Raw genomic sequence first — 8,835 nt, 5'->3', positions numbered from 1 at the left:
CCGCTCCGGTGCGCAGAATCGGGCCGAGAACAGCGTGCCGAGATTCGTCGTCGTAGAGCAGCCCGAGGGTACCGTCCTGCTTGGTGATCGGCGTGGGCGCGAGCACGATGCGATCGGGCGCCGGAACGGCGGCGATTGGTGTCGGCTTGCTGCGCTGGGGTCGGATGACGCGGCCGGCCACGGTCGCGACGATCCCGGCGCCGGCGGCACCGACGACGGCGGCGGGGATCGCGATCCAGAGGGCTCCCACGAGGGCTACGCGGCCTTCCCGATGCCGTTGCCGCCGATGACCCGAGGGGTGAATGCCCGGTCGGGTGAGATGAGCGCCCGCAGGCGCTCGAGCGCAGCACACGCGGCGGGAGTGAGGTCGATGTCCCCTCGAACCTGAGCGTTCTTGGTGCTCACGAGCACCTGCTGAGCGTGAGCGATGAGTCGGCGCTCTCCGAGATAGGTGGTGATGGTCGGCCGCTCAATGAGGTTGTGGCGGACGGCGTAGCGCGACGCGCGAGCGACGACGAGGCGGTGGCGGATGGGGAGAACGATCGCGGTCCATCCGATGCCCAGCATGATGATGAGCAGCCCGAGGAAGAAGGGGATTTCTGCAGCGTTCCATGCGGAGTAGCGGAAGGCGTCTCCGCCGTATCCGAAGTGCGAGGCGGTAAGGAAGCCGATTTCGATCAGGCATCCCACGGCTGTCACGGCGAAGCCGGTGGTGAACACGACCTGCACTCCGCGCCAGTTGCGGCGCGCGTTGATGATCGAGGAGACGGACAACCACACGAGAGTCGCCATGTAGGCCGATCCGTAGAGCCACACGGCCGTCTGGTCGAGGCGATCGATGATGAAGTCCTTGCTCGTGTCTCCGCGGTCGCGGATGAGCAGGAACGGGACGATGTAAGAGCCGAACATGAGGGCGAGGCCCCACCGGCTGCCGATGCGGCCTTCGCCGCCGGCGCGACGTCCGAGAGCTTCACGGAAGAACCAGAATGCGGACGTGGCCGCGAGGTCGCGGACGAGGGTGATCACGTTGGATCCACCCAACAGGGTGTCGTAGGTGTCGAACGGGACTGGCCAGCCGTAGGTGGAGAGGGCGACGATGCCGCTGACGGTGGCCCAGAACGCGGGGCGACCGGCGGGTGACGCGATGGCACGGGGCGCGCGCACCATCACCAGGGCGATGAGGAGCGCGAGGCATACCTGCTGGATCATCCGAAATACGTTTCTTCGCTCGTCCTATTGAGTGTTTGGATGCGGCGGACCATGGCGAAGGCTACTTCTTCGATTGCAATCTCCGCCTTGGCTTCCACACTGTCCGGATCGTCGGTAGGCGCGCAGAGGTGCGTGGCGCCGGCCCTGCGGTCGGGGTGCACCAGGCGCGGGATCTGCTCGCTGAACCAGGCGTCGGGAGCGTAGACGAAGAGGATGTGAGCGAGCTCGTGGCAGGCGTTCTGGCTTTGGTAGTGCAGCTCGTCGCTCTCTCGGCAGACGACGGTGCCGAACTCGGCCGTGTCGATCCACAAGCCGGTGACCGTTTTGAGGGCAGTGCTGGCGGAGGCGATCAAGTAGATGGGCTTGCCGTAGACCTTCTCGACAGCCGCTTGCAGGTCATCCCACGTCGCGGCCGCGGGAAGGGCGAGCTGCGCTACGAACTCGTCGGCGGCTTGGACGATGGAGCCGCTGCGACCCTGGCCGTTGCGGCGGAGCATCCGCCACCGGCCGCGGCCTCGTTCCGTGGAGTCTGACGCCATAGGTGGACTCCGTTCGCCTGGCCGGGACAAGCTCATCCACTTTAGACGGCATTGCGCGCAGGGCGAAGCTGCGAGCCCGGCGGGGCGGAGCGTGCGCTAGCGGCGCAGCTCGGTGACGATTTCGGAGACGACGGCAGCGATGCCGCGCAGCTCGGCGGGCTCAATCGTGCCGAGGGAGCGCGCAGCGACGCGCTCGATGCCGAGGGTGCGCATGGCACCGTCGAATCCCAGCCGCGCCTCCACGGCTTCGACCAGCTCGGGATCGTCGCGAAGTAGGTAGTCAGGGTCGATGTCGAGTGCTTCGGCCACGGCGAAGAGTACGTCGACTCTCGGCGCGGAGGGGAGTTGCCCGGTCATGAGCAGGCCCCATTCTTGGCGGTCGATCGAGGCCCCGCTGAGGAGAAGGATCTCGGAGATTTTGGTGCGGGAAGAGGTCGCATCGAGGCCACGTGAGTTGAAAACGAGCGAGAGACGGCGCGCCAGTTCGGCGGGCCGGAGTGCGCTGGATTCTTCACCCGTGGTGTTTCCGTCTACGACGTAGCCAACCAACTCCTTGAAGGCTACGCGCCCGCGAAGTTGCTTCACGAGTGCATCCAGGTCGGCGTTGGTGGCGTGCACGAGGGCAAGAAGTACCGGTACCGGCATATCTCGCTCGCCCTTGATGTAGCGAAGGACAGTCCGATAGGGGAGGCCGGCTCTTTCGGCCGCGGCCTTCACGTTGAAACCGGCTTCGTAGATGGCGCTCTTGACGGCCTCGCCTATTGCGGCATTGACGTTCGTTGAGTCCACCTCCACACCACGATTCTAGGTCGGCGGGTGTCGCCTGCCGTCAGTGTAGACAGGCAGTGTCCCATTTGGGCAACTTTCGAGTGTCCAAACGGGCAGTTCTGGTCTAGATTGGTGCTCACGGCGATAAAGGGGACCACCGGCATGAAGCACACACGGCAGCGCAACAGCGTTCAGCTCGGCGCGGTCGCCGTCGCAGTCGGGCTCGCCTTGGCGGGTTGCTCGAGCAGCGAACCGGCGGTGCAAACGTCCTCAGGCTCGACTCCTTCTGTATCGGCCACGCCCTCCGTTGAGGCATCCGCTGAGGAGACGCCCGATGCCGAGTCGGTGCCGCACGACCACGACGCCGAAGCTGACCCGGATGCCGAAACCGACTCGACGGCTCTCGCGACCCGCGCAGTGACACTGTTCTGTCGTCCGTCCCTCGACTACGACACGTGGATCGCTGAGCTGTACCCGGTGCTGTCGCAGGCTGCGGCGGTTGCTTACGAAACCGTCGACCCGGCGAACGTGCCCTGCACGGGCGTCACCGGTACCGCGCAGATTCGGGACACCGACGGTGCCTACACCGCGCGCGTCCTGGTCCCCACGGATGCCGGCGACTACTCGGTGTACGTGCACCGCCCCCTCGACACCTCTCCGTGGGCTGTCGAGCAGATCACCCCCTTGGCATCGGAGTAACCCGGTGGCGAAGGGGGGAGTGGGGGTGCTGGCAGCGATCATGGTGCCCGTCGTCGCGATCGCGATGCTCCTGTGGGTGCTGTTCTTCGGCGGCTCGGCCGCTGCGGCATGTCTGCCGGGCGGGGGACCGGTCAACGTGGCCGCGATCCCGGCAGATGCTCGAGTCGGTGGCTACAGCCACGATCAGCTCGTCAACGCGGGCCTGATCGTCAACGCCGGGGCCGCGAAGGGCCTCGGCGCGGACGGGCAGACGCTCGGCGTGCAGACGGCGATCGGTGAGTCCTCGCTGGTGAACATCAACTACGGGGACGGGGCGATCAACCCGGACGGCTCGGTCGCTGACTCGATCGGCCTGTTCCAGCAGCAGTCGAGCTGGGGCACCGTCGAGCAGCGCATGGACCCCACGACCTCCGCGGGCTTCTTCTACGACCGCCTCGTGGCAGTCGAGGGCTGGCAGACGATGGAGCCCTCCATCGCGATCAACAAAGTCCAGCGCAACGCCGACCCGAACCACTACACGAAGTACCGCGCCGACGCCGTGGCGATCATGGCCTACCTCGCCGGCCTCGGCAGCACCCCGGCCGCGACGACCGGGGCCGCAGTGCCCGTGTCGACGTCGACGGCCACGCCGCCCCCCGTGGCCGCCGGATGCGCGGCTATCTCCGGCGATGCGCAAGCTCTCGCGCAGGGCCTCGTGAAGGCGATGGATGAGGGGCGTCTGCGCTTCCTCGAGGACCGCTACGCGCAGCAGGTCCGCGACGTCGCCGCGGGCACCGCGTCGGCAGACTGCGGCCTCGACGTCCGCATCCTCCAGATCATCACCATTGCGCTGAACACGTTCGACACGGTGGGCGTCTCCGACCTCAACCGCAAGTGCACGAACGAGACCGGGCTAGGGGCGGGCACCGCCTCCTCCCACTACATCGACGGCGGCGGTCACGCGGTGGACTTCACCGCATTCAACGGCACCGCCACTACGGGCTGCGACGCGAACGCCTTGCAGCTGCTCAGCGTCCTCGACCCCCAGGTGCCGAACGGCTCGCGGGCCGGCCAGATCCAGTGCCGCTCGACCCACTACACGAACATCGGCGGGTTCTACGACACCCCGAACCACCTGCACTTCGACATGGGCTTCACCGACGCCCCTCTCACCCTCGCCGGATAACCGGACCTTCTCGGCGCCCCAACCGGCGGCACCGATAACCCCGCACCACCAACCAAGAAAACGGAGCACACCATGTCTGTTCTCGCTCTCTCCTCCGAGCTGATCACCGCCGCCGGCGCCCTCGCCGGTGTCGTGCCCGACCCGGGCCCCGGCGGCATGCCCCCCGGGTTCGAGGCCTTCACCACCGTCATGGGCTGGGCCAAGTGGGTCGGCCTCGGCGTCGCCGTCGTCGGCCTGATCATCCTCGGCGTCACCATGACCGTCTCCGCCCGCCGCGGCGAAGGCGGAGAAATCGGCGGCTGGCTCGGCCGCCTGCTCGTCGGCGTGATCATCGTGTCCGCCGCGTTCACGATCGTTGGCTTCCTGATGGGCGCGTAGCGTCCCGGGGAAACCAACCGATCAACGAAAGGCACGACGTCATGAGCGACACGGGATCCCGCAGCCCCTTCACCAGTCGAGGATTCATCTTCGGAGCGATCATCTTCGGAGTCCTCGTACTGGCGGCGATTCTGCTCGCTGTCACGTCCCTCGGCGGTGGTGGCGGGCAGCAGAGCGCGCCCGCCACCACCGCGACGCCGACGAGCGCGGCGACGCCCGAGGCCGACGCGGACGCCGCAAGCGTCTGCGGACTTCCCGGGTACGAAGAGAGCGGCACCCTCACCGCCGCCCCCGTGACCGAATGGACCATCGTCGGCACGATGGCCGCTCCCGGAGGCGCCGACGTCGGCCCGGGTGTGACCGACAGCGACGGGCTCCGCCGCTGCTACGCGCACACGGTGGAGGGTGCCCTGTTCGCCACGGCGAACATCTGGGCGATGGGTACCAACGGAAGCCTTGGCGACTCCATCACCGACAAGCTCTCGGTCCCCGGGCCTGGCCGCGATGCGGCAATGGCTCGCCAGAGCTCCAACACAAGCAACGGACTGAGCGCTCAGATCATCGGTTTCAAGACGCTGGCCTACACCGGCGACGCCGCGACGATCGATATCGCGTTCCGCCTGAACACGGGAGTACAGATGAGTATCGCAACGGAGCTGCGCTGGTCGGAGGGCGACTGGAAAGTCCAGCTCACCGACGACGGCCAGAGCTCCTACCGCCCGGTCACCCTGCAGAGCCTGGGTGGCTACGTGCCATGGGCGGGTGTTGAGTGAACCCCGCCGCCGCTACGGACGCCCCCTGCGACTTCTGGGACCTCGGATGCCAGGCCGGTCAGGGCCTCGGTGAAATCGTCTCTCAGGCATCGAACGATGCCTTGCAGCAATTCGTGAACAACATCCTCGAGGGCTACGGCAAAGCGATTGTCTCGCTAGGCACCCTCTGGGTGAACGTCCCCTCCCCGGTGACCGTGGTCGACAGGGGAGGCGGCGTCAACGGCGGCGGAACCCCGCCGCTGCCTGAGGCATTCGAGACGATCCTCGGTTACGTGACGTGGGTCGCCGCGGGCCTCGCCGTCATGTCGCTCATCATCGCTGGCGTGATGATGAGCAGCCGTCGTCGCCACGGCGACGGCGAGGCGCACATGGGCCGCATCGGCGTCATCATCCTCGCCGTGTTCCTGCTCTCCTCGGCATCCGCGCTCGTAGCTGGGTTCCTCCCGCTGGCGATGCACCTCAATGAATCCTCGAGCGTGGTCGGCTGGGTGCAGGGGCAGCTCGAGTGGTACGCCGGCGGCCTTGCAATCCTCTCGATCCTCGTCGCCGCGGGCCGCATGGTCTGGACGCAGCGCGCGGGCGAGCTGCGCACCCTCGCCCGCTCCGTGCTGACGCTGATCGCTGTCGCCGGGGCCGGCCTCGTCGTAATCCGTCTCGCCACGCAGGCGGGTGACGCCTTCTCCATCTGGATCCTCAACAACTCCACCAACTGCGACGTCACCAACGGTGAGAGCAACTGCTTCGGCACCAACATTTTCGCGATGATCAGCCTCACCGCGACCGCGCCCATCGGCCTGATCGGTCTGTTCTTCCTCGGCATGCTCGCCGTCCTGATGACCTATATCCAGATCGCTCTGATGATCTTCCGCGGCGCGATGCTCGTCGTCCTCGCCGGCATCTTCCCCATCGCCGCGGCCGCGACGAACACCGAAATCGGTCAGCAGTGGTTCAAGAAGGCGATGGCCTGGACTCTCGCCTTCATCCTCTACAAGCCCGCCGCCGCGATCGTCTACGCGATCGCGTTCCGGATGACCGGCACCGACCTGTTCAAGTCGGACGGCACTGGCCTCTTCCAGATTGTCACGGGCCTCGCACTGATGCTGATCGCGCTCATTGCCCTACCTGCGCTGATGCGCTTCCTCGTTCCTGCTATCGCCTCGGTTGGTGGCGGCGGCGGCGCAGGACTCCTGCTCGGCGCAGCAGCGGTGAGCGGGGCCGGAGACATTGCCACCGGTGCGATCCGGGCTAGCAACGGGGGCGGAAAGTCCGGAGGCGGAGGCGGCGGCTCGTCGACGAACGGACCGACCGGAAGTAACTCCTCTCCGGGATCGCCAGCGTCGTCATCCGGGATGGGTGCCGCGGGTGCGGCGCCTACCGGCGGTGCGGGAGCTGCAACAAGCGGAGCGGGTGCCGGAGCGGGTGCCGGAGCGGCAGCCGGAGGCGGAGCGGCCGCGGGAGGCGTGGCCGCCGCTGGGCCGATCGGCGCCGGCGTCGCCGTCGCGATGAAGGCCGCCGAAGGCGCGAAGCACGCGGCGGGAGCCGTGAAGTCGGCCACCGACGACGCCACCGGCAGCAACCAGAACGGGAGCTAGACCATGACCACTACCGCACCCGAGCCGGTCAAGGCTCGCACCTACGGCAACTGGCGAAAGCCCCAGACCGCCGGCCTCGGCGGGCTCGGGCAGCTCGCCACCCTCGTGATGTTCGTGGGCATCTTGTCCTCGATCGTCGCGTCCATGTTCGCCGGCCTCGGGCCGGCACTCATCGTCGCCGGGATCTTCGGCGGCATCCTCCTGACCGTCTCGGTCAAGGACAAGCACGGGCAGTCAGCCCTAGGAAGGACGGTGGTCCGCGTGAACTGGTGGCGCACCAAGAGCAAGGGAGCGAACATCTACCGCTCCGGCCCGATCGGCCGCGCGAAGTGGGGGACGTTCCAGCTGCCTGGCCTGGCCGCACCCTCGCAGCTCACCGAGCACGAGGACTCCCACGGCCGCCGGTTCGCCCTGATCAGCACCCCCATGACGAAGCACTTCACCGTGGTCCTGGCGACGGAGCCGGACGGCGCCGCGCTGGTGGATCAGGAGCAGATCAACAACCAGGTCGCGGAGTACGGCATCTGGCTCGCCAACCTCGGAGACGAGCCCGGTATCGAAGCCGCCTCCGTCACTGTCGAGACGGCTCCGGACACCGGCACCCGGCTGCGCGGGGAGGTCGAAGGGTCGATGGACCCCGACGCCCCGCTGTTCGCTCGAGCGATGCTCGCTGAGGTCGTGGACAGCTACCCGGTCGGCTCCGCGACCATCCGCGCGTACATCGCACTGACCTTCACGGCCACGGCTCGGATCGGCGGAAAGCGCCGAAACGCCAAGGAAGTGGCTGCGGATCTTTCCGCGCGCATTCCCGGTCTGACGAACTCCCTCGCAGCAACCGGCGCCGGCGCTGCTCGGCCTCTGAACGCGCAGGAGCTGTGCGAGGTCATCCGCACCGCCTACGACCCCGACGCCGCAGTCCTGATCGATCAGGCCCGCGCAGCGGGCGAGACGGCAGACCTGTCCTGGACCGACGTCGGCCCCGCCGCGGCAGAAGCACACTGGGACTCCTACCGCCACGACGGTGCCGTGTCGACGTCGTGGACGATGACCGCCCCGCCGCGCGGCGTCGTGCAGGCCGGGATCCTCGCCCGCCTGCTCGCCCCGCACCGCGACATCGCCCGCAAGCGCGTCACCCTGCTCTACCGCCCCATCGACCCCGCCCGCGCCGCAGCGCTCGTGGAGGCGGACCTCAACGCCGCGCAGTTCAACTCCTCCGCGTCGACCAAGCCGACCGCCCGCTCGACGCTCTCGACGCGCTCGGCGCAGGCGACAGCCGCGGAGGAAGCCTCCGGCGCCGGGCTGATGAACTTCGGCCTGATCGTCACCGCCACGACGATGCAGCGCACGCAGGAGCCCGAAGCGCGTGCCGCCGTCGACTCCCTCACCTCCGCCGCACGGCTGCGGATGCGACCGGCCTACGGATCGCAGGACTCCGCCTTCGCCGCCGCGCTCCCGCTCGGCCTGGTCCTCCCGCGACACCTGCGCATCCCCAACGAGGTCCGAGAAGCGCTGTGACCTCGATGAGCGCGCAGGGGACGGCACCGGGCGAGTGTCCGGTGCCGTCCCCGCTTAAGTCCCACCGCCCCGCCCCGATCACTGCCGGAGGTTCCCAGTGAGCATCATCAGCACCAAGTTCTTCTCTCGCCACCGCGACGAGACGCCCGATGACGTCTCCACGGATGCCGACGAGCTGCCCACCGGCGCCGGCGGAG

The 8,835-nt window shown here is 68.0% G+C and carries 9 protein-coding genes and 1 pseudogene; 6 read left to right on the top strand and 4 right to left on the bottom strand.

Going from position 1 to position 8,835, the window contains the following annotated elements:
• From C5C95_RS15390 to C5C95_RS15375, 4 genes and pseudogenes are all read right to left on the bottom strand, one after another.
• Positions 1 to 250: pseudogene (locus C5C95_RS15390) on the bottom strand (hypothetical protein); the annotation flags it as partial.
• Positions 251 to 255: 5 nt separating this feature from the next.
• The gene (locus C5C95_RS15385; protein ID WP_104277460.1) at positions 256 to 1,209 is read right to left on the bottom strand and encodes a hypothetical protein; all 954 of its coding nucleotides are present in this window, start codon (positions 1,207 to 1,209) and stop codon (positions 256 to 258) included.
• Complete coding sequence (locus C5C95_RS15380; protein ID WP_146087105.1) at positions 1,206 to 1,748, bottom strand: hypothetical protein; 543 nt, start codon at positions 1,746 to 1,748, stop codon at positions 1,206 to 1,208. Before C5C95_RS15380 ends, C5C95_RS15385 begins: the two co-directional genes overlap by 4 nt.
• 96 nt (positions 1,749 to 1,844) lie before the next feature.
• Entirely contained in the window at positions 1,845 to 2,543 is a 699-nt protein-coding gene (locus tag C5C95_RS15375; protein WP_104277462.1) for a helix-turn-helix transcriptional regulator, read from the bottom strand.
• Between the two features lie 135 nt (positions 2,544 to 2,678).
• Between C5C95_RS15375 and C5C95_RS15370 the strand changes: the two genes are divergently transcribed.
• From C5C95_RS15370 to C5C95_RS15345, 6 genes are all read left to right on the top strand, one after another.
• Entirely contained in the window at positions 2,679 to 3,215 is a 537-nt protein-coding gene (locus tag C5C95_RS15370) for a hypothetical protein (RefSeq protein ID WP_146086139.1), read from the top strand.
• A 4-nt stretch (positions 3,216 to 3,219) separates the two neighbouring features.
• The gene (locus C5C95_RS15365; protein WP_104277464.1) at positions 3,220 to 4,380 is read left to right on the top strand and encodes a hypothetical protein; all 1,161 of its coding nucleotides are present in this window, start codon (positions 3,220 to 3,222) and stop codon (positions 4,378 to 4,380) included.
• 72 nt (positions 4,381 to 4,452) lie between these two features.
• On the top strand, positions 4,453 to 4,758 hold the full coding sequence (locus C5C95_RS15360; protein WP_104277465.1) for a hypothetical protein: 306 nt from the start codon (positions 4,453 to 4,455) through the stop codon (positions 4,756 to 4,758).
• A gap of 41 nt (positions 4,759 to 4,799) precedes the next feature.
• Positions 4,800 to 5,531: a hypothetical protein gene (locus C5C95_RS15355; RefSeq protein WP_104277466.1), complete on the top strand. Its 732-nt coding sequence runs from the start codon at positions 4,800 to 4,802 to the stop codon at positions 5,529 to 5,531.
• 101 nt (positions 5,532 to 5,632) lie between these two features.
• On the top strand, positions 5,633 to 7,123 hold the full coding sequence (locus tag C5C95_RS15350; protein WP_146087104.1) for a hypothetical protein: 1,491 nt from the start codon (positions 5,633 to 5,635) through the stop codon (positions 7,121 to 7,123).
• A gap of 3 nt (positions 7,124 to 7,126) precedes the next feature.
• Complete coding sequence (locus C5C95_RS15345; RefSeq protein ID WP_181065741.1) at positions 7,127 to 8,638, top strand: SCO6880 family protein; 1,512 nt, start codon at positions 7,127 to 7,129, stop codon at positions 8,636 to 8,638.
• Positions 8,639 to 8,835: the final 197 nt, after the last annotated feature.

This window comes from Rathayibacter sp. AY1B7 (genome assembly GCF_002932735.1).
Lineage (GTDB): Bacteria > Actinomycetota > Actinomycetes > Actinomycetales > Microbacteriaceae > Rathayibacter.
This window is presented reverse-complemented; position numbering and strand designations above follow the sequence as displayed.